Origin of the sequence: Streptomyces sp. NBC_01092 (assembly GCF_045039535.1) — a bacterium.
Taxonomy (GTDB): domain Bacteria; phylum Actinomycetota; class Actinomycetes; order Streptomycetales; family Streptomycetaceae; genus Streptomyces.
In genome coordinates this window covers 18,528-36,851 of sequence record NZ_CP108659.1, presented here as the reverse complement: position 1 = coordinate 36,851, position 18,324 = coordinate 18,528, and the positions used below count along the sequence as shown (strand labels likewise).

Below are 18,324 nucleotides of genomic sequence, written 5' to 3'. Positions count from 1 at the left end.
GTCTGGCGAAGGCGGCTGCGCATTCATCCGCGCATGTCGATTGCGCACGACCCCGCGATCCGGTGCGCAGCGCGCGCAATGCCCCGCCTGGGGTTGCGCAGTCGATGGTGGGCACCGATTGCGCAGCCGGGATCAGGCAGTCGTTCCACGGGAGGCCGCGGGGGCGCTGGGTGGCGGCCGGTCCGTGGAATCGGTCGGCCTCAGTCCGTCGTGGAGCTTCCAAGGAACGCGTCGCGGATCGAGGAAGCCACGACACGGAACGTTCCGGAGAACGCTCCGCCGATCGCCGCCAGGCCGGCCTTCTTCGCGAAGTCCGTCCGCTTCGAGGCCTTGTCCTCGGCCACTTGCCGGGGCTGCGCCGGGCGCCCACCGGCCGTCGGGCCGGACGGATCGGGGCCGGCGGTGCCCTGCTTGTCACTCACTGGTTCCTCCAAGAGATGTATCGGGATGGTGCGCTGTACCGGACCAGGACGATGGAGAGCCCAGGGTTTAGCCGCGCAACTCGACGTTCGAGCGTGCCCGTTCGGCAGATCCGCGTCAGCAGGGAGCTCTGTCCACTACTCGTCGGTGTCGGCTTCCGTGGAGGGCGGAGATCCCCCTTGGAGCCCCAGGGCCGGGCTCGCGTTGAGACCAAGCGGTCCGACTTCGACGGTGGTCAGGGCAGGCGGCAGCTGGTCGGGCCCGACCACACACCCGACCATGGCGGTCCAAGGCGCATGTTGCCGGATCGTGACCGATGGTCGGGGGTTGTGGCCGACGGTGTGGTCGGGGGCACCGGATGAGCTGGCGGCATGGAACACATGTACGTCCACGTCTCCCGGCCCGCCAACCGCCCCTCCCGGGTGGCACTGGTGCGGCGCGCTGACCGCCGCGCGCGGTCGGCCTCGGGGATACGTCGATGAACGGCTTCGGGACGGGGGTCCGCCGGGGGGTCATGGCCGGCGATCAGTTCACCCAGATCGCCAACGGGCTGTTCCGGGACGCGCGGTTGTCCTTCAAGGCGAAGGGGATCTTCGGGTACGTCTCCACGCACCGGGACGGCTGGCAGGTCACTCTCGCCCACCTGGTGTGCGTGGGCGCCGACGGACGGGAGGCAGTGCGTTCCGGCTTGAAGGAGCTGGAGACGTACGGCTACCTCATCCGTGAACGGCTTCGGCGCCCGGACGGAACGCTCAGCAAGGTGGTCTACTCGATCACCGACCGCCCCGCCACCATCGACAACACCTTCCTCGATGTCCCCGCCACCTTGGTCGACGGCGACGGGCAGGATGCCGGTTTCGGGGCGGGGGTCCGCCGGGGGGTGATGGCCGGCGATCAGTTCACTCAGATCGCCAACGGGCTGTTCCGGGACGCGCGGTTGTCCTTCAAGGCGAAGGGGATCTTCGGGTACGTCTCCACGCACCGGGACGGCTGGCAGGTCACGGTCGCAGAGCTGGCACGCCGCGGCCGCGAAGGCATCGACGCCATCACCACGGGTCTCAAGCAGCTGGAGCGGCACGGGTTCCTCTACCGCATCCGTGACCGGAATTCTGACGGCACGCTCGGGGCAGCCGCCTACTTCATCACCGACCTGCCCGCCCTGCAAAACCCCAGGTCGCAGCCAGAGTCGGGTTTTCCAACATTGGCTGAGCCTACGTTGGCTGATCCCGGCACTAAGAACACCATCGTTAAGAAGACCACACAGCAGGACACCAGATCCCTCCGTCCGTGCGGCCGCAGCGAATCGCCGCGAACCCCTGGACGGGCCGGCCGGCCGGATTCACCGACTCCAACGCCTGCGCCCGTGGCGGATGAGATGCACCCCGGGATCCGGCTGCTGCTGTCGATCGGAGCGGCCCGTCCCGAACTCCTGCTCACCGGACAGGCGCTGACCAATCAGGGCCGTGTCGTGACCGTGATGCTGGAAACCGGCTGGAGCCCGGAGCAGCTGCGGCAGGTCATCGCCGGCCGGCCCCTGCCGCATCCGGTGCGGACCACGGTCGGCGCGATCGTCGCCGCCCGCCTGCGCGCCGCCCAGGCCTACCCGCCGCCCGCCGTCGCGGCCGCCCACCGCAACGAGCCCGTGCCGGACGACTCGATGCCGTTGCCGACCACCCACTCAGCCGGGTCCGCACGCACGGTGAGCCAGGCCCTGACCTACCGGGCCCTAGCCGAATGCGCCAGCTGCGGCCATCCCGGCACCGCGCCCGGAGAGGACCTCTGCCCGGCCTGCCTCAACTGGCCGCGGTGCCGCACCTGCCCCGGCCCGACTCCCCGCCGCGCACACCCCGACGGCGACGGCCGCTGCGCCACCTGCACCTCAGCGCTGACCGACCCTCTGGAAGCGAGCACCTCATGACGGACACCCTGCCCACACCACCCCCACGGGCTCTGCGCCCCTTCGCCCGCGACCCGCGACGCTGGGAGAAGGAACGATCCCGCGCGCTGCGGAGCGGACACGTCTGCCGCGATACCGCGTGCACCGGCACGTGCGAGGTTGCTCTCGTGTACGAGCGCACCGGGTGGGGATGGCTGGCCTGGAACGTGCCCGGCGACGACACACTGCCCGAACAGCCTGCACAGATCGGTGTGCTCACCCCGGGCGCGACGATGATGCAGCGGCCGGCGGTGCGCTGGCTAATCAGGCGCCCCGCACACCGCATCACTCTGGCCGCCAGCAGCCCCGCATCTTTGCGGTTCTCCGCGGTCATCGTGGGGGTCATCGGCCTCTTCGCTGCCCTGTACGCATTGAGCCGCGGCATCCCCGGCGGCGTTGTGCTGCCGGCGATGCTGCTCACCCCACTGCTCGCCGAGCACCTGCCCGACTGGCTCGACGCCCGGGCGGTCGAGTACGTCCGCTGGGCAGAAGGCGACGCTGCCTGCCAGTACCTCCAGCGCCTGGCCGCCCTGCACACCTACCTCCTCGAGGCGGCCGCCGACAGCGACCGCTACGAACTACGGCGCTCGGCCGAGGTCGGCCACCACCTGTTGTGGGACGCCGCCGACCTGCTCCAGGGCGAGGAGTCCCGCCTGGTCTCGGCGCGCCTCATTGGCCGGGAGCGGCTGATGGTCCAGGTCGCCCACCAGGTCGCCCAGGTCCTGGAGCACGCCCGTGCCGAGCCAGCATCCGGCGAGGCGGTCCAACCCCAGGGCGGCGAGAGCCCATTGGGGCCGCTTCCACCCGGCTTCGAGCCGGCGACGTCGCCGCCGACAGCAGCGCCCGAACCCGTCACTTCACCGCTGAAGGGATCCCAATCGATGGCTCAGGCCCAGTCCGACGACGCAGTCCGCACCACGGACGTCTATCTACTCTTCGCCCACGCGCCGTACTACCCCGGCGGCGGCGCGCAGGAGGTCAACGCGACCGTGGTGGCCGCCGCCTGCCTGCTCCACCCCCAGGTGCGACAGCCTGACGGCGTGCGGATCCATGACCGCCTCACCCGGGGACGCAAGCCGGGCGAGATCATCCCGCTGGCTACGCTCACCCACGAGCTGGGGGGCGGTGCCGACTGGCCGTACGTCGGAGACTGGGAGAAGGTCACCACCGATCTCGTGCAGCTCGTGCGTACCGCAGGGTGTGACGCCCTCAGCCTCGGCCTGCCCGAGATCGCCCGCGCCCTCATCTGCACCGGCCCGAACAACCACGTGCGCACCCTCGACACCGCAGCCGGCCAGAGCCTCACCTACGGTCCGAAGGAACGCGCCGCCGTCCTGGCGAAGATCGACACCTACCTTGCCTGCCTCGTCGCCGAACAGGACCTCTGGCCGGGAGACGGACTACTGCCCCCGTACTTCCAGCAGGCGTGAACGAATCCTCTACTTACATCGTGGTTGGGACTCGAATAGCCGAGCGTGCAGACGCGCACGGTCTTTGCAGATGGCACCTCCGTGCGCTCTCAAGATCCCCCATGCGCGCCAGCACGATTCCTGAGCGGAGGCAGCCGCCGGGGCATGCTCTCGGCTGATGTCCGCCCAGTGAAGGGATCCCATGCGTCTTCGTCATACCCTCAGTGCCACCCTCGGCGCGCTCGCGCTCATCGTCTCCTTGCCGACCTCAGCGAGCGCCGCCACAGGCAACTTCTCCTACAAGTTCGTCGGCCTCGACGGCTATCCGCAGGCGGTCACTCTGCACGACCCGGAGAGCCCCGGCTGCATGGTCCTGCCGGAAGTAGCGGACCCGGGCTCCTCCGAGCCCGCGTTCGCCCCGCACAACGACACCGACGAGTGGGTGATGGTGTTCACCGAGCCGGACTGCACGGGCGACTCCTGGACGCTGCGCCCGCACGGGAATCCCACCACGGACCGGCTCACGTTGCGTTCGGTGTTCCTGACCGGACGCCACTGAAAGGCATTTCATCCGCTCTTCTTTGAGGGGGTGGCCCCGCTGAGACCGCTACCGACGGCCGCCGTTCAGCCGTCGGTAGCGAGCCCGTGTTCAGCGAGGAAGGAGCCGGTGGCGCTGATGGAGGCTGCGAGTGTTGCAGCGGTGGCGCGGGCCTGCGCGTAGTGGCCACACCATGCGGCTCCATGGTGAGCGTCGGCGGCGTAGGCCACGGCCAGGTCGGCGAAGTTGTCGCAGCGTCCAACGAGTTCCTGCAGAGCTCTCCAGGCCCGGTAGTGGTCGTCCGCTTCAAGCACGTGCCCGGCGAGTTCCTCCAGGTTGTCCATAGGGCGGTCGAGAGCGGCCCGGGCGTTGGCGAGTACCTGGCTCGTCTGCTTGATCGCCTGTGCCGGAAGGACGCCTCCAACGTCGTAGGAGCCTGCGTGCTCACGGGCCCGACGCAGGCTGGTCAGCCGGGCGCAGCGCTGGGCCACGTCCCACAGAGTGGCGTTGGCCGTGGCCAGCAAGGCGGGTTCGTCGAGGTGTCCGGCCTTCACCACGTCGACCCTCCTCAGGGCCGCGTGTAGGGCCCTGGCCGTGCCGACCAGCTGCCAGGTGTCCTCGTCGAGATCGTCGAACAGCACGTAGCGGCGGTGCAACCGGGCGTAGACGTCCTGCTGGCCCAGGATGTAGTGGCGGTGGAACCAGTTTCCCACCTTCTTGCCCCGCCCAGGTGGCTCGGCATCCCACGGGAACGCGCCGGTCGACAGGGAGAAGAAGGGCTGGGTGAGCTCGCGAACCAGGGCAGCACCGAGCATTGGGTCCGCGGCGATCGGGATGCGCGCGGTGACCGTCTCGGTCCTCTTCATCTGCTCGCACGAGAAGACGCGTGAGTGGTACCGCCCCAAAGTTGTTCCGTGGCCGAACCCGCGCTGAGCTCGGCGCGGCCGTCGTCCTGACGGCGGGCGGAGGGCGCCCGCCGGAGCCGCGAAGCGGCGTGGCGCAGGGTGGGGGAGCGGGGCGCCGGTTTCCCGGGCGGTACCTCGCGGGTCATGGGCAAGCTCCGTCGGTTACAGCGTCAGCAGCGGATCGGCGACGCCGTCGAGCAGGACGCGGCGTCCGTTCCTCGACCGGGACGGCGGTATCCGGTTCATCCGATACCGTCGACGACCTTCTCAACGGCGGGCCTTGTGATCACAAGTCGGTCCAAGGGCGAGGCTGGCCCCCAGTCAACGGCACCCACACCTCCCCCGATGGACCGTGTTGCTCGATGTCTTCCAGAACGACGGCTCCGAGGGGGACCTCGCGGGAGAGGCCCGCGACGAGCGGGTGCTGAGCGACCATCGCCTGCAGATCGCTGATCCGATTCCTCAGCCTGGCCCCGGAGGCGCCGGTGAGTACGAAAAGTACGCGAGGGTAGAGCGGGTACCACCGCAGCCACGCCGGGCCGGCAGAGGCCGGCCTGCGGCGGCCGACGGGCTGGGCTTCGTACCGGAACAGGCGGGCGTACTCGATCAGCTTCACGGCCAGGCGTTCACTGCTCATGGTGGTGCGATCGACCTCCACGAACGCTCGCAGCTTCAGCCGGTGCTCGCCATCGACGACGGTGTAGTGCATCACTGCGTCGGCAACGAGCCGCTCCCCCTCACCGATGGGGTGAGCCACCTCCGGGGTCCAGTCCCACGGGCCGTGCTCGTGTCCGAGCCTGCGGGCATCTGCCGCGAAAGGCAGATGAGCGCGAACGACGGACAAGGTGTGCGGCGTCTTCAGCGACGCTGCGGTGGTCGAGGTGATGGGGTACGGCGGGCGGCCTCGCAGGACAGGGAGATCGCGGGTCAGGCGCGCCCCTTCCGGAGTTAGGTACCAGGCGTGCGTACGAGACCGGTCCGCGTCCGGCAGTGGGGTCAGGTCGACGAAGCCCGTGGAACGTAGCTTGTTCAGCACGCGGGAGAGTAGTTGGCGGGAGCTGTCGGGCCGCAGCATCTGGCGCAGCTGGCTGGTCGTGGCCATGCGGTGCAGGGCGAGCGCGGTCAGGACCTGCAAGCGCAGCGGTTCGGAAGGGCTGGGGGCCAACTCGGCCGCCGGAGCACCGGATGGGGAACGGGTCATGGGCAGCAGACAAGCCGTGCACCCCGACCCGACCCCCGACCACGAGACCCCGACCACGGTCACGACCCAAGAACGATCTCGTGGTCGGGGCAATGGTCGGGGTTCCGTACCCGCGACCACGAGACTGCGCGAAGGCTCAAGGACACCGCGAGCATGATGCGCTCAGCCCACAGAGGCGTTCTGGAAGATTGGCGATGGCCGGTCCGCAGCAGCGGATGCTGCTGCGGGGCGTGGTGGCGAGCCACGCCATGCCGGCCATCGTGCGACATCCGGCCCGCAAGGGACCAACTCCCAAAGCCGGTTGTCGCGTTCATGGGGCGGTGCGCGGAGGAGCCGCTCACCGCCGGGTACTACTTCTTGGACCGTTGGGCGGCCTGCTGGAGGATGCGCCGGCGCGTCCACCGCCGGCGCCCGTTCTGGCGCCCGGCATTCTCAGCGACCCCGTCCGTGGTTTTCAGCAGCGGAAGGTTGCCCTGGGACAGGCTGCTGGAGAAGGAGCCGACGCTCTTGTACCCCAGCAGGGCGGCCGCCTGGCTCGCCCCCAGGAGCTCGTCGGGATCGCCGTCGACGGAAACGTCGGGCAAGGGCGGCGCCTCCGTGGCTCCGGCTCGTCGTCCGCGGCCGGGCCGGGTGGCCATCCACTCCTGCAGGGTCTGCACCTTCCAGAGCTGCCGGCGGTAGGGGTTCTCGGCCGTGCCCTTCTCTTCGACGACGTCCGGGTCGGGGAAGTAGCCGGGGTGGTCGCGCACGAAGGTGGTGACCTGGTTGGAGTTCTTGTAGCCGAGGTACCTCGAGGCGTCCGCGGCGTTCAGCAACTCCCCCGGGTCGCGCGAGGGCGGTGTGTGGTCGGCAAGCCGTGCCGGCGCCCGGTGGGCGAACCACTCGGTGACCTCCGCGTGGTCCCACAGGCGGGCGCGGCCGCGCTTGTCGACAGGCTCGGGGAATGCCTCGCCGGCCGCGTTTTCCGCGCGCCCGGTGTAGAGGCCGGTGATCCGTGCGGGTGTCAGCCCCTGTTCAGCCGCGATCTCGGCAGCGTCGGCCAGGCGAGGCTCACGGCGCGAGGTCATGGCAGAACCGTCCGTCCTGTCAGCAGCGAGCCGGCCTGCCCGACCCGCAAAGCAAATAATGGCAGGAGTTTGGTTGGAGGTCCAGCCCGCGGCTCAAGGTTTTCCCCGCAGGCCGCCCCCCTCCTACTCCTCGGGGATCAAACAGATACCGCGGCGCGCGGCGGCCTCGGCCATCTCCGCGTACGCCATGGCGGCCGGCGTCATCTTCCACTCGACCAGGGCCAGCAATGGGTGCGTGCCGGCCATGCTGTGCCCAGCGTCGCCAGCCCTTCTACGGGGTCTTTGTGAGCGACCGTGGCGCTGGTTCGGTTCCAGCTTCCCCACCCTCAACCATGCAGCGAATCAGGCCAGCCCAAGCCCTGCCCAAGGTGCCGGGCCCCCGCACCCGACGCCTCGGAAGAGGCGGGCGAGTACCGGAGGCGGCTGGGTAGGGTCGTGGAACACCGAGCTGGAGAGGTAGTTGCATGGCCAACGAGATTGTGATCGCGCAGACGACCATCGATAACGAGGACCAGGCAAGGGTGCTGGCACGGGGTGCGGTTGAGAGCAAGTTGGCAGCGGGCGTTCACATCGACGCGCCGATCACCGCCGTCTACTGGTGGAAGAACGAGATCGAGACGGCGCGGGAGTGGCGTATCTCGTACATGACGACGACAGACCGACTCCCGCAGCTGGAGGCATGGCTGTCCGAGAAGCACCCCTATGACGTCCCCCAGTGGATCACGCTGCCTGTGACCGGTGGGTCGGAGGCGTATCTGTCGTGGGTTGTTGAGGAGTCAACGGGGGACTGACGAGCGACGTGCCGTGCGGTGGGCGGCTGCGGTCGTGTTCTGAGCTTGCCCGTGTACCAAACGGGGCGATCAAGTCAGGACGCGAACTGCCGCAAGTGGTGGGCGAGTTCCCGCTCACTGTCGGGGAGCCATGCGGCGATTTTCGCGGCGCGTTCCTTGCCCATCGTGTTGGGCTTGGCTTGTGACGCGGCCGTGAACTGGCGTGATACGTAGACGCCTTGTTCGACGTCGCCTCCGTGCAGCAGGGCCGAGGCGAGATCACCGAGGACGACGACGCCGCCATCCGGTAGTTCGTCCCCGAGGCGGTCGACCGCGGTGTCGGCCGTGGCGGTGAGTTCGGATCGCCCCAACTGCCCGTACACGGAAAGGGCCAACGAATCCATCCGGTACGGCGTCACGAAGCGGACCCATGCCTGTTCGCTGGTGTGATCCGCAAAGTCGTAAGCGAAGCGTGCTCGGTCAAGCGCACGCAGCGCCCCTGTCTCGTCGCCGGCCGCGGCGGCTTCCTCCGCGTGCCTTCCGAGGACCCAGGCTGCGGCCGTGGCGTTGCCGTGGCCGCGCACATCCTGGGAGGCCCAGGACAGGAGTGCTAGCTTCCTCTTCGGTGTCGGAGCCCCGTAGCTGGCGTAGGTGAGGGCCAAGGCTCTGAGGGGAGGATGCCCGGCCTTCGCCGCGCACTCAGTCGTGACGTCGTAGTAGGCGCCAGCCTTGTCGTATTCGCCCAGGTCCCAGGCCACCCATCCGGCAAGGGCAGCGGTTTCGCCGGCTGCGATGGTGAGAGCCCGTTCGTGCGCGCCGGCGTGAGGCAGGGCTGCGGTGATCGCGTCAAGGTGCGACTCAACCGTGTTTTGCAGGCGGCGGGCACTGAGATTGAGTTCCTGGACGTGCAGGTCAGCAGCTCGGTTGATGAGCGCGATCGCAGCGGGCGTGTCGATGCGGGAGCCCTTGCTGAGAGCGAAGGCGAGTCGCCCCCAGGGCTCGGCAGCCGCGCTTACGCCGATGGCGGCGCTGCCCAGCAGTTTGCGGCGCTTCACGTCGTCCTGGTCCTCCTCGTCACGGACGTTCCCTCTCCTCCGTCGGGCGCGGGCGGCCTTGGCCTCCTGCAGTAGTTCTTCGAAGGGGACGCCGGAGGCTGCTGCGATGTGGGTGAGTGTGTGGTTCGAAGGGACGTTCTCGAACTTCTCATAGCGGCTGATTTCCCGGCGGGTCATGGTGTCCCGGCCGGAGACAGCGTTGATCGCGTCTGCCTGCTGCTCTTGCGTCCGGCCTGCGTCCTTCCGGAGCCGGAGCAACAGTTCGGCGAACGGATCTGGCATGAGTGTGACCTCTGTCGTGGGCGGAATCCAATCATGACCCCAATTCCCCCTTGACTTTCCCCCCTTGACAGATTTTTCCCCTCTGGATTCCCCTGGTAGACGGCCTCGTAGCGCGGTGCGATAGGCCCATGACCACGTACCTCAAGTCAGGCGACCGAGGCCAGCCGGTGCTGCTCTGGGACGAGATCAAGTTACGCGGCCATCTCTTGCCGAATCCGGTCCAGGGCATGGTCTGCGACTTCCCTGATCTCCGGCAGCAGGGGGTGCGCCGCACGCACAATGCGCTGCAACTGGTGCGGAAGGCGCTGGCGAACAGCCTCGTCGACGGCGGTGTGCAGGGACTGCGCGGCGCCGCCGCAGTCGTCGGCGGCCAGCCGCACTTGGGCCACGGTAACGAGCTCGATCACGCGCCACTGCGGTGCGACGGTGGTCGTTGGTACAGGACTTCCCTGCTCGACCAGTTGTATGGCGATGTCCGTCCTGCCAGTGGCCATCAGCCCTCGAAGTCGAATCTCGTGCAGGGCGTAGGGGTTGAACAACGACGTGTGTTCGGTCTCGTCGAGGAGCCGGTTCGTCTCCCGCATCGCCTCGTCGAACAGTGGCTGGTTGCGGAGGGTGCCGGCCGCACGAGCGAGCAGCGGAAAGACGGCTGCTTTCGCCTCGTGGTGCGGTGCGATGGCAGCCGCGTGCTGCAGGCGGTCGACGGCGGCTCCGTGGAGGCGGGCCTTGCGCAGTTCGTTGCCATGCATGCGCAACACGTAGGAGTTGAAGGCCGGGTCTCCGAAGTAGCGGGCGATATCGATGCTCTTCGCGGTCCAGCGGGCGGCGGTGCTCAGTCGTTCCTCCGGCAGGACGTTGCCCAGGGCCACGCCGAGGCCGACACGGGCTCGGGCCAGGAGGTGCAAGACGTCCCGCTCCGTGTGCCCATCCTCCATTCGTGCTTCGAGCCGGGCGACCAGGGGCCACAGCTCCGCGACGGCTTCGGAGGCGTGCCCGGACTGTCGAGCGATCTCGGCGAGGCGGACCGTGGACTCGCCGAACTGGAGCATGGCGCGGTGGTCGGTGTCCGCGGGATCGGTGACGCCGACGACGTGCGGAGGCAGACGCAGGACCTCGGCGATGTGCTGGCGAGAGCCGATGTCTTCAAGAGTCCGTTTGCCGAGTTCGAGGAGCGAGATGTACGTCTTGTCATAGCCGAGGAGCTGTCCGAGTTCGGACTGGTTCATGCCGTGTACAGCGCGGTGGAAGCGCAGGATGGCCCCGAGGTCGCGAGTGGCGAGGATTGCCTCGGCCTGCGGGGTTGCCCAGTGCCACAGGGCGTGTTGCGAGAGCCGTGCGACCATCGCGCTGTCCATGGTCGGTCACATCCGTGCGTACCAGGCGCCGATGGACTGCTTGTATCCGTCCGGCATGGTCAGGCCGGGCACTTCGTCGGCGGTGAACATGCCGAGCTGTTTGTGCTCGTGACTCAGCACGGGGGTCTTGTCCGGGGTGAGGACGGTGCATCCGTAAGTGACGATCACGACTCGCCGGTCGGGCATGGTCACGGGCAGGGGCTGGTAGATCCACACGTCCAGGAGAGGACCGGCCTTGACCGCCCAGCCGGTCTCCTCCTCGATCTCCCTCTCCACTGCCAACTCAGTCGTGCCATCGGTGGGTTCGAGTCGGCCTCCGGGCAGTTCCCACTCCTCGCGTTCGTTCTTCAGCAGCAGTACGCGTCGGCGGCTGTCCACAGCCACGCCCTTGACGGAGACGGGCCATGTGGGGGGCGTGTACGCCATCGCTCTCCTCGGATTGCACGTACGGCCGGGGGTATTCGGAACGTAGCACGTGCCCCGTGGCGCGAGTTGGGCATGGGTGAATTGCCCGAGTCGACAATCTGTCGCTTTACCCCCGACTCAGCAGCGGCGAACAGTGGAAGCACCACATCCCCATCCCCGCTAAGGAAATCCAGGATGCGCCGAGTTGATCAGCCGTACGCCGACATCTTCGTGCGCAATCGTATCGACCTCACCGTGCCGGGGGCGGAAGAGACGATCGCGGGGCGGTTGCGGGAAACGGGTTTGGTCACTGTCGACGGTCTTGCCTCGCGCACTGTCGTGCTCGCCTTTGCCACCCGGATCATGAATCTGGTGCCGCACCGCGACAGTGACCCAGACGGCCTCACCACGATCTGCGACACCCGACGCGACGCGCATCGGGCAGGCTTTGCTGGGTTCGGCAACGGCCCCCTCGATCCGCACACCGAACGCTCCGGCACACCCAATCCGCCCCGTCTGATGCTCCTTGTGTGCGGGCAAGCTGGCGTAACCGGTGGGGAATGCCTGCTCACCGATGGGCAGGCCGTGCACTCCGACCTCTTCACTGGTGATCGGCAGGCCGGGGTTGCGCTGGTGCAACCCCGCACCGCGTTCTTCGGCGCCGGAGACGGTCACGCCACACAGGTGTTCACCGTCCACCACGACCTGAGGGTGTCCGTTCGCCTGCGGTTCGACGGGCTGGCGCGCTGGAACCCGATGGTGCAGCCCTACCTCCCGCAACTGCGGGCTGCAGCCGTACGACATCAGGTGCGTCTCGGCCTGGCTCCTGGCCAGGGCTACCTGCTGGACAACGAACGCTGGCTGCACGCACGACGTGCCTTCACCGGCGATCGGCTCTTCTGGCGTGCCCTTGGTCAGCCCCTCTTTCCCATGCCGCGAGGGTTCACGCCCGCCACCACCTCCTGCCGCACACCCGTGCTCTTGGAGGCGGGATGATGACGGAGGGAAGCATCACGCTCGCGTGGGGTGCGATGACGTCCACCGGGCCTGTCGCCCTTAGTGCCTCAGCCGGGGACCAGGCAGTTGAGAGCGGCTTCGAAGTCGACTTCCTCCCGGCTGAGATCCGCACTGGCCAGATGAGACAAATCACTAGGACCCAGCTGAGCCAATGGGACCTGACGATGCTCACCGACGACGCCACGCTCGTCGTCTCCGAGTTGGTCACCAACGCCATCAAGCATGGCAAGGGGAGACCGGTCGGACTCAGGGTGCGGCGCTCCGCCTGCGAACTGCGCATCGAAGTGACCGACGGCACCCCGACCCCGGCACAGCTGCGTTCTGCCCACCTGGCCGACGAGAACGGCCGCGGCCTGTTACTCGTCGCGGCCGTCGCAAAGGAGTGGGGCGTGAGCCCCGACGGCACGATGACGTGGTGCTCCCTGGCGATCCCCGATGGGAGATCGTGATGGTCGCAGTGACGGCTGACGTCGCCGTGCCGTTGCTGAGCCCGCGAGCCTCCAACGATCACGAGACGATGGGTGTGGTCCTGTACGGCCTTCGCCGCTCCCTCGCCAGCGAGGCGATTGACGAGCAGCTGTACGACGACCTGAAGGCCGTACTCGGCGAGTACGCCCATCCTGCCCCGCATCTGGTCACGGCTATCGCGGCGCGGTTCCGCAAGGCGACCACCACGTTCGTGGAGATCGTTCCGTACCTCGTGCGCCCGTACCCGGTCGACGAGATGCGGCGCCTGATCTACGTGAGCGCCGAGCACCCCCACCCCGATGACGCATCGGGCCACCTCCGACGGCTCGCCCTGGCAATCCTCTCGGTTCTCGACCTGATGGGAGAAGCCGCCCCATGATGCGCACTCCCCTCGCAGACGTCGGGCGGCATCCCCTGTCTGCCCGACTCGCCGCCCGGCGCTGGGCCACGGCTCTCTACGTCCCCCACGGGGGAGACGCAGCGCCCAGCGCCGGGCGGACCCCCCACCGCCTCGCCTTTGCTCTGCTCGGCACTCCCGCCATCGCCGTAGTACGCCAGCGGATCGAATCGCGGGGCCGTCGTCGGCCGGCACCCGCCATACATCGGCTCGCGGCAACCGAGGTGCTGCCATTCGCCGCGCTGTGCTGGCAGACCACCCATGCCCGCCAAGGAGGAGAAAAGTGACCACGACCACTGTCGCCAGGATCGTCCTGACCCCGAGGGAGCGGCAGGTCCTCAAGGGCCTCGCCGACGGCAGCACGCTCGCCGCGGTCGCGTTGGACCTCAAGATCCGCGAGGGCACGGCCGCGGGATACCTCAAGCTCGCCAAGCGCAAGCTGCACGGCGTGGGCGAGAACGCCGCCGCGCTCGCCGTCGGCTACGCCATCGAGGCCATCACCCGTCCGGACCTGCTGGACCCCGAAGGGCTGTTCCTGCCCCGTGAACAGCGCGACCTCGTACCGCGCATTGCACGGGGACTGACGGCCGCGCAAATGCTCACCGAACTGAAGCCGAGGCGGACGATCGACATCATCCGCAGGGACGGCCGTGAACTCATGACGAATCTCGGGGCCAAGAACCGTGCCCACACCATCACGCGGGCGTGGCAGTACCAGATCCTGACCGCGGACCAGGTGATCACATGGCTGCGTTGAGCCCCACCGTCCCCGACAAGGCCGCGATCCTGCCGGTCGTCGAGGCGACGCTCCAATGGGACCTGAACAGCACCGATCTCCCTCCCGTCGACGTCGCTCTCGACATGGCCGAGCAGTTCACCCGCTACGGCCGGATGGTCGCCGACGAACTGCGTACTCGCTGCCTCAGCATCCCGGCCGATTCTGACGCTGGTCTCGCTGCACAGGCCACGCTCGGCGAAGCAGCCAGGCGCCTCAACCTGAAACCTTTGGCACGGAGCGCCGCCCCGCGGTCGGCCGCGCACCGCGCGCAGAACCTCGCCCGCCTCGTCCAGGCCCTGAACCGTGCGATGGATCAGGTCAGCGAGGAGGAAGCCGTTTCCGCTCCGCACGGAAGCTGCTGCGGAGATGACCCAGAACTGGGATCTCCTCCCGGTCGTGCTGACCATCGTGCCCGTGCACGGGAGGTCCCGAGAGCACGCCTTCGATGCAGGAGATGGCGCCGAGACCCCGCGCCCCGGCCGCGCTCCGTGGGGGAACAGCGGCTCACCGAAGCCCGCTGGATGACCACCATGGCCGAACTCGGGATGGTCACCATCGCGGCCGGGGACACGAACAGCTATCCGCGGCGCTCCGAACCGATCGCACTGCCGATATGGGAGAAGGTCACCGACCGCGCGCACATGGTCCAGCGCACCTACCTGGACGCGGACGGCACCCGCCGGAGCGACACCCGTCCCGACGGAGTGCTGATCGATGCCGGATACGTCGACCTTGCCCGCCACGCCGCCGACCACCTCGACGGAGTCGGCAAGGAAGCGCTCGCCGCCACGGCGGGGTTCAACAAGCCGCACTAGGGCGGGCCTCAGCGCATCGACCGCGGGTACGGCACTGGCGGCGTGGCCTCCGCGCTCGAACACGTCGAGGTCGTCGACAACGAGGACACGCGAGAAGCCTCCGACCACGCGCTGCTGATCTACCGCTTCCACCGCACTCGCCTGGAGCGCGTGCTCACCCAGGCTCAGTACGCGCTGTGCGCGGGCTGATGTGATCGCCCGCCCGCCGACCGGTGCGTGACGGTCCCGGTCGGCGGGCGGGTGCACCACCCGGCAACCGCGCCTGAAACAGGGGCCGGTGCCGGACCCAACGTGTGGGGAGGAGCCCCCTCCCACTGGCTCCTCCCCACACTCAGCCGAACGAGGTGCTGGCCAGGGCGTCGGCGTTGTATGCGCGCATCCACGTTATGCAGACCTGCCGCCCCCAAGCGGCCGGGCATTGCGCCAGGCCAGTCGGTAGTCGGACCTCTCAACAGCGTCTCCAACGGCGCCTCTCGGGCCCGGTGGCACCACTCCCCAGGTCATGCCTTCGACAGGGGGAACAGCCATGCCGGGCCCGGAGGCCAGCGGTCCCGTTGCGGAACCGCGACGAACATAACGGGAGACGCGAACTCTAGAGGAACTCGGGCGCCTCCAGACTGCCGCCGAGCGAGGGTCGGGTGCACCTTCAGCAGGTGTAAAGCACCAACCTGCCAAAGCTATCCGGGTGCGCGCACTGATTTCGGGAATCCGCTCGCTGCCCTCCACTCTCAATGCGATCGGATCGACTCCGCTTCCGAGATGGACTCTCATCGCCGATATCACGCGAATTCTGCGCAGCCTATCGCGGCCACGACATTTTGGTGCAACGGGAATGCATAAACCACTCCGTTTCACGATTCTTTTCCTGTGCATCCGTTGGTGACACGTCCATAGCCCCATGAACTGTCTGAATTCAACAGCCCGAGAGGCTCGAAGTATTCAAATAATTATCCATGAGGGTTATTCACGGTCCGATTTTCTTGATCAGCAGGGCGGCCCTGCTCGGTATCCTGGCGTTTGCGATGACGTCAGATCTCTACCGGGGCAGGGCCGTTAGGCTGGAACGTTACGACAGGGCTCGATGGGGAGCAACTGACCGGGCTGGTGGCCCGCGTGCACATAGAGTTCCGGGCGCACGCGGGACCGCGGACGGAGCAGTTGCGGGCGCTGGGCCTGTACAAGTCGGTCGTCCTGGTGCTGTATCTACTGCGGCAGAACCCGATCCAGCAAGCGGCCGCGGAGTTGTTCGGTATCAGCCAGTCCACCGTTTCCCGCCGCTGGACCACGCTGCTGCCCGTGGTAAAGAAGACCCTCGCAGCCCACGTCCCCGATCCGGCCAAGGCGTCGGCCGGCCGATCGTACTGGTCGATGGCACGCTGATACCGACGTGGGACTGGGCGAGCGAGGGTACCACAATGTACTCCGGCAAGCACCGTGACATCGGCTTCAACCTGCAGGTCGCCGCCACCCTTGCCGGGGACCTGCTCGCGGTCTCCACTCCGGTTCCAGGCTCCCGGCATGACATGTACGCCTGGCGTCAGTCCCGCTTCGCCGACCGGGAGGGCATGGGTGACCTGGGCTACGTCGGCTCCGGCCTGCTGACCGCCCGCCGCAAACCGCCCGGCCAGGAACGACCCGCCGCGGACAAGGTGTTCAACAAGAGCATTGGCAAGCTCCGCGCCGCCGTCGAACGCGCCATCGCTCACCTCAAGGACTGGAAGATCCTCGCCACCCGCTACCGCGGGCCCCTCAACCGCTTCCCCCTCATCATCGAGGCCGTCACCGCCCTCAGCTTCTACAAAAAGGGCTGGTGATCACCCTCGTGAATAGGCCTCCATGTGTGCGTCACCGTGTGCGCCATTCCGACGGTGCCGACGGTAAATATAGGCAAGGATCTGCGCCTAAAATGTCCAGATACGTGTGGTTGAGTTGAGGTATGCAGACGTTCCGAGGAGGGTCCCCCATAGGGTTCCCGTCCGGGCGCTTGGCTCCGTTTAGTGACTGAATTGATCTATGAGTACTGCCAACCGAATCACCGAGCCGCTCTCCGTCGCGACGATCGGGATCGGCTGCTGGCACCTTCCCGATGGAACGACTCTCCACAGGAGCCCTGTGGGCATGATCTCAGCGCGTGCTGGACGCACTGGTGCCGCTGTCGGTCCAGATCCTCCGGTGGGCTGGGGGTGGCGCGTCGACTCACCGCCTGACGGCTCGACAATCCGGAGCCCAACACGAACAAAGTGCACCGCACGGCACCGAGCGCACTTGAGTCACCGTCTTTCTGGTCTCGTTCGGGACGCGCTCACCTCCTGGACGCTTTGGAGGCGGTTCTGATCGTTGATTACTGATCGAACGACTGGGATTTCCTGATGATGTTCTCGACGTGCGGTTCCCAATCGAGGGGAATCAGCATCAATTCCCTCGACGTTGACGCAAGTTTCGCGAGTCAATTCTTCGCCCGCGCAGCAACCGCGAAACATGCCCATATGTCCACCCCACCAGGATCCGCTCTGGAGCTATCTGCTCTTGAAGCAGGAGACATTATGCCCCTTTATCCTGCCCGGCAATCATTTGACCGCGAACGATTCCGCGCCGATGTGCGCACCACCGCCGCGGCGATCGGTGCGCCGGTCGCCCCCCAAATCACCGACACCGTTCTCGATACCTTCCGTGACGAGTTCTCCCAGGGCGCCACATTGTGGAAGACTACCAGTAGGCCCGGCGACGATTTGGCGTATCGGTTCTTTTCCCGCGTTAAGACGGATACTGTGCGCCACGCCATCGACGCAGGATTGCTGGACGCTGCAAACCCGATGGTGACCGTCGTGGGCGCCTGGAGCAATCTGTATGGTGGAACGCCGGTGCAGTCTGGTGACTTTGACGCCGGTTCGGGGCTGGCCAAGACCTGGCTATACTTCGGCGGCCTGCGGCCGGCCGAGGACATTCTCACCGTCCCTTCCCTCACCGCCGCTGTGCAGGGACGGTTGAAGGACTTCCTCGCTCTGAACCTGAAGCACATCCGGTTCGCCGCAGTCGACTGGCGCCATCACAGCGCAAACATATATTTTCGAGGTAAAGGGCCCCTAGACACCTCTCAGTTCGCTCACATCCACGCCCTGGCTGGAGGCGTGCCGCCCACCGGCGATCTGGTGTCCGAGGTCCTCTCGTACGTGCCCGAGGACTACTGCGTCGCCGTTTCCCTCGATCTTCGGACCGGCGCTGTCGAGCGCGTCTGCTTCTATGCACTGAAGATCCCCAAGAACGCGATGCCGCGAATCCCAGATCGCATCGCGACGTTCTTCAAGTCCGCGCCCAGTTACGACGAGGACGAGTGCAACGTCATCGGCTGGTCGTTTGGCCGCAGCGGCGACTACATCAAGGCCGAGCGCAGCTACACCGGAAACATGGCCCAAGTCTTGGGCCAGTGGAACTGCTTCTTCCACGGTGACGAAGGCCGTGACCACGACCTGCGTGCCGTCCACTAGCACGCGGCATCGACCTCAGGA

The 18,324-nt window shown here is 67.4% G+C and carries 21 protein-coding genes; 13 read left to right on the top strand and 8 right to left on the bottom strand.

Annotated elements, in window-relative coordinates:
- Nucleotides 1-200: 200 nt before the first annotated feature.
- Nucleotides 201-422, bottom strand: a complete 222-nt coding sequence (locus OG254_RS00240; RefSeq protein WP_405576188.1) for a hypothetical protein — start codon at nucleotides 420-422, stop codon at nucleotides 201-203.
- A gap of 476 nt (nucleotides 423-898) precedes the next feature.
- Here OG254_RS00240 and OG254_RS00235 point away from each other — a divergent pair, with 476 nt between their 5' ends.
- The 3 genes from OG254_RS00235 (at nucleotide 899) to OG254_RS00225 (ending at nucleotide 4,324) form a co-directional block, all read left to right on the top strand.
- Nucleotides 899-2,338, top strand: a complete 1,440-nt coding sequence (locus OG254_RS00235; RefSeq protein WP_405576186.1) for a hypothetical protein — start codon at nucleotides 899-901, stop codon at nucleotides 2,336-2,338.
- Nucleotides 2,335-3,786 (top strand): hypothetical protein, encoded by a 1,452-nt coding sequence (locus tag OG254_RS00230; protein ID WP_405576184.1) that lies wholly within the window; start codon nucleotides 2,335-2,337, stop codon nucleotides 3,784-3,786. The genes OG254_RS00235 and OG254_RS00230 overlap by 4 nt, the downstream gene beginning before the upstream one ends.
- Nucleotides 3,787-3,967: 181 nt before the next feature.
- A complete protein-coding gene (locus tag OG254_RS00225; RefSeq protein WP_405576182.1) occupies nucleotides 3,968-4,324 on the top strand; it encodes a hypothetical protein in 357 nt (118 codons plus the stop codon).
- Nucleotides 4,325-4,389: 65 nt separating this feature from the next.
- Here the strand turns inward: OG254_RS00225 and OG254_RS00220 are convergent, their stop codons facing one another.
- The 4 genes from OG254_RS00220 to OG254_RS00205 all read right to left on the bottom strand — a co-directional run bounded on the left by OG254_RS00220 (nucleotide 4,390) and on the right by OG254_RS00205 (nucleotide 7,722).
- Complete coding sequence (locus OG254_RS00220; protein WP_405576180.1) at nucleotides 4,390-5,169, bottom strand: hypothetical protein; 780 nt, start codon at nucleotides 5,167-5,169, stop codon at nucleotides 4,390-4,392.
- A gap of 325 nt (nucleotides 5,170-5,494) precedes the next feature.
- The gene (locus OG254_RS00215) at nucleotides 5,495-6,409 is read right to left on the bottom strand and encodes a replication-relaxation family protein (protein WP_405576178.1); all 915 of its coding nucleotides are present in this window, start codon (nucleotides 6,407-6,409) and stop codon (nucleotides 5,495-5,497) included.
- 350 nt (nucleotides 6,410-6,759) lie between these two features.
- Nucleotides 6,760-7,476, bottom strand: coding sequence for a hypothetical protein (locus tag OG254_RS00210; RefSeq protein WP_405576176.1), 717 nt, complete (start codon nucleotides 7,474-7,476; stop codon nucleotides 6,760-6,762).
- 123 nt (nucleotides 7,477-7,599) lie between these two features.
- Nucleotides 7,600-7,722 carry a hypothetical protein gene (locus OG254_RS00205; RefSeq protein WP_405576174.1) on the bottom strand — a complete coding sequence of 41 codons (123 nt, stop codon included), beginning with the start codon at nucleotides 7,720-7,722 and terminating at the stop codon, nucleotides 7,600-7,602.
- 218 nt (nucleotides 7,723-7,940) lie between these two features.
- Between OG254_RS00205 and cutA the strand changes: the two genes are divergently transcribed.
- Nucleotides 7,941-8,267, top strand: a complete 327-nt coding sequence (gene cutA / locus OG254_RS00200; RefSeq protein WP_405576172.1) for a divalent-cation tolerance protein CutA — start codon at nucleotides 7,941-7,943, stop codon at nucleotides 8,265-8,267.
- 74 nt (nucleotides 8,268-8,341) lie between these two features.
- On the opposite strand, the gene OG254_RS00195 is transcribed toward cutA, so the two are convergent.
- The 3 genes from OG254_RS00195 to OG254_RS00185 all read right to left on the bottom strand — a co-directional run bounded on the left by OG254_RS00195 (nucleotide 8,342) and on the right by OG254_RS00185 (nucleotide 11,364).
- Entirely contained in the window at nucleotides 8,342-9,583 is a 1,242-nt protein-coding gene (locus OG254_RS00195; RefSeq protein ID WP_405576170.1) for a helix-turn-helix transcriptional regulator, read from the bottom strand.
- 191 nt (nucleotides 9,584-9,774) lie between these two features.
- The gene (locus OG254_RS00190) at nucleotides 9,775-10,938 is read right to left on the bottom strand and encodes a helix-turn-helix domain-containing protein (protein WP_405576168.1); all 1,164 of its coding nucleotides are present in this window, start codon (nucleotides 10,936-10,938) and stop codon (nucleotides 9,775-9,777) included.
- 6 nt (nucleotides 10,939-10,944) lie between these two features.
- Entirely contained in the window at nucleotides 10,945-11,364 is a 420-nt protein-coding gene (locus OG254_RS00185; RefSeq protein WP_405576166.1) for an NUDIX domain-containing protein, read from the bottom strand.
- A gap of 174 nt (nucleotides 11,365-11,538) precedes the next feature.
- Between OG254_RS00185 and OG254_RS00180 the strand changes: the two genes are divergently transcribed.
- The 9 genes from OG254_RS00180 (at nucleotide 11,539) to OG254_RS00140 (ending at nucleotide 18,303) form a co-directional block, all read left to right on the top strand.
- Nucleotides 11,539-12,339 carry a TauD/TfdA family dioxygenase gene (locus tag OG254_RS00180; protein ID WP_405576164.1) on the top strand — a complete coding sequence of 267 codons (801 nt, stop codon included), beginning with the start codon at nucleotides 11,539-11,541 and terminating at the stop codon, nucleotides 12,337-12,339.
- Nucleotides 12,340-12,479: 140 nt separating this feature from the next.
- Complete coding sequence (locus tag OG254_RS00175) at nucleotides 12,480-12,809, top strand: ATP-binding protein (RefSeq protein WP_405576162.1); 330 nt, start codon at nucleotides 12,480-12,482, stop codon at nucleotides 12,807-12,809.
- The gene (locus tag OG254_RS00170) at nucleotides 12,809-13,207 is read left to right on the top strand and encodes a DUF6415 family natural product biosynthesis protein (RefSeq protein ID WP_405576160.1); all 399 of its coding nucleotides are present in this window, start codon (nucleotides 12,809-12,811) and stop codon (nucleotides 13,205-13,207) included. The genes OG254_RS00175 and OG254_RS00170 overlap by 1 nt, the downstream gene beginning before the upstream one ends.
- A 301-nt stretch (nucleotides 13,208-13,508) precedes the next feature.
- Nucleotides 13,509-13,982, top strand: a complete 474-nt coding sequence (locus tag OG254_RS00165; protein ID WP_405576158.1) for a LuxR C-terminal-related transcriptional regulator — start codon at nucleotides 13,509-13,511, stop codon at nucleotides 13,980-13,982.
- The gene (locus OG254_RS00160) at nucleotides 13,970-14,818 is read left to right on the top strand and encodes a hypothetical protein (RefSeq protein WP_405576156.1); all 849 of its coding nucleotides are present in this window, start codon (nucleotides 13,970-13,972) and stop codon (nucleotides 14,816-14,818) included. The genes OG254_RS00165 and OG254_RS00160 overlap by 13 nt, the downstream gene beginning before the upstream one ends.
- Before the next feature lie 42 nt (nucleotides 14,819-14,860).
- On the top strand, nucleotides 14,861-15,007 hold the full coding sequence (locus OG254_RS00155; RefSeq protein ID WP_405576154.1) for a hypothetical protein: 147 nt from the start codon (nucleotides 14,861-14,863) through the stop codon (nucleotides 15,005-15,007).
- Nucleotides 15,008-15,931: 924 nt separating this feature from the next.
- Nucleotides 15,932-16,198 carry a transposase family protein gene (locus OG254_RS00150; protein ID WP_405576152.1) on the top strand — a complete coding sequence of 89 codons (267 nt, stop codon included), beginning with the start codon at nucleotides 15,932-15,934 and terminating at the stop codon, nucleotides 16,196-16,198.
- Nucleotides 16,096-16,632, top strand: coding sequence for a transposase family protein (locus OG254_RS00145; RefSeq protein ID WP_405594753.1), 537 nt, complete (start codon nucleotides 16,096-16,098; stop codon nucleotides 16,630-16,632). The genes OG254_RS00150 and OG254_RS00145 overlap by 103 nt, the downstream gene beginning before the upstream one ends.
- A 555-nt stretch (nucleotides 16,633-17,187) precedes the next feature.
- Nucleotides 17,188-18,303, top strand: coding sequence for an aromatic prenyltransferase (locus OG254_RS00140; protein WP_405576149.1), 1,116 nt, complete (start codon nucleotides 17,188-17,190; stop codon nucleotides 18,301-18,303).
- Nucleotides 18,304-18,324 lie beyond the last annotated feature (21 nt).

Excerpts from the sequence above, each read along its gene's own strand:
- OG254_RS00160 (WP_405576156.1), top strand. The coding sequence starts at position 13,970 with ATGGCTGCGTTGAGCCCCACCGTCCCCGACAAGGCCGCGATCCTGCCG.
- OG254_RS00235 (WP_405576186.1), top strand. The coding sequence starts at position 899 with ATGAACGGCTTCGGGACGGGGGTCCGCCGGGGGGTCATGGCCGGCGAT.
- OG254_RS00185 (WP_405576166.1), bottom strand. The coding sequence starts at position 11,364 with ATGGCGTACACGCCCCCCACATGGCCCGTCTCCGTCAAGGGCGTGGCT.
- OG254_RS00205 (WP_405576174.1), bottom strand. The coding sequence starts at position 7,722 with ATGGCCGGCACGCACCCATTGCTGGCCCTGGTCGAGTGGAAGATGACG.
- OG254_RS00190 (WP_405576168.1), bottom strand. The coding sequence starts at position 10,938 with ATGGACAGCGCGATGGTCGCACGGCTCTCGCAACACGCCCTGTGGCAC.
- OG254_RS00175 (WP_405576162.1), top strand. The coding sequence starts at position 12,480 with ATGAGACAAATCACTAGGACCCAGCTGAGCCAATGGGACCTGACGATG.
- OG254_RS00195 (WP_405576170.1), bottom strand. The coding sequence starts at position 9,583 with ATGCCAGATCCGTTCGCCGAACTGTTGCTCCGGCTCCGGAAGGACGCA.
- OG254_RS00170 (WP_405576160.1), top strand. The coding sequence starts at position 12,809 with ATGGTCGCAGTGACGGCTGACGTCGCCGTGCCGTTGCTGAGCCCGCGA.
- OG254_RS00220 (WP_405576180.1), bottom strand. The coding sequence starts at position 5,169 with ATGAAGAGGACCGAGACGGTCACCGCGCGCATCCCGATCGCCGCGGAC.
- OG254_RS00180 (WP_405576164.1), top strand. The coding sequence starts at position 11,539 with ATGCGCCGAGTTGATCAGCCGTACGCCGACATCTTCGTGCGCAATCGT.
- cutA (WP_405576172.1), top strand. The coding sequence starts at position 7,941 with ATGGCCAACGAGATTGTGATCGCGCAGACGACCATCGATAACGAGGAC.
- OG254_RS00215 (WP_405576178.1), bottom strand. The coding sequence starts at position 6,409 with ATGACCCGTTCCCCATCCGGTGCTCCGGCGGCCGAGTTGGCCCCCAGC.
- OG254_RS00140 (WP_405576149.1), top strand. The coding sequence starts at position 17,188 with ATGATGTTCTCGACGTGCGGTTCCCAATCGAGGGGAATCAGCATCAAT.
- OG254_RS00230 (WP_405576184.1), top strand. The coding sequence starts at position 2,335 with ATGACGGACACCCTGCCCACACCACCCCCACGGGCTCTGCGCCCCTTC.
- OG254_RS00225 (WP_405576182.1), top strand. The coding sequence starts at position 3,968 with ATGCGTCTTCGTCATACCCTCAGTGCCACCCTCGGCGCGCTCGCGCTC.
- OG254_RS00210 (WP_405576176.1), bottom strand. The coding sequence starts at position 7,476 with ATGACCTCGCGCCGTGAGCCTCGCCTGGCCGACGCTGCCGAGATCGCG.